The sequence below is a fragment of the Pseudomonas sp. SIMBA_067 genome, assembly GCF_046534675.1.
In the GTDB taxonomy this organism is placed as follows: domain Bacteria; phylum Pseudomonadota; class Gammaproteobacteria; order Pseudomonadales; family Pseudomonadaceae; genus Aquipseudomonas; species Aquipseudomonas putida.
On the sequence record NZ_JAWRYH010000452.1, the window covers coordinates 1 to 271 of the forward strand.

The 271-nt window shown below is 54.2% G+C and carries 1 pseudogene; it reads right to left on the reverse strand.

Annotated elements, in window-relative coordinates:
* A pseudogene (locus SB765_RS29860) lies at positions 1-271 on the reverse strand (collagenase-like protease); the annotation flags it as partial.

The following is a 271-nucleotide window of genomic DNA, read 5'->3' on the forward strand; positions in this document are numbered from 1 at the left end:
GGGCACAGATTAAAGGCAAAGCGCAGACAATGCTTGGTGATCATCACCGGGACTTCGCCCTTCTCTTCATGTGCTTCATACGCCGCGTCAATCAGCTGCACACCATAGCGATGATAAAATTCACGCGCTTTCTGGTTGTATACGTTCGCGAGGAAACTCAGATGCGTTTGCGGATAAACCGGCGCAGGATCAGCAACCGGTTTACGGCTGCCGCGCTGGTAACTGGCAAGACGCGCAGCATCCAGCATGTCAGCAGCTTCACGGCGGAACT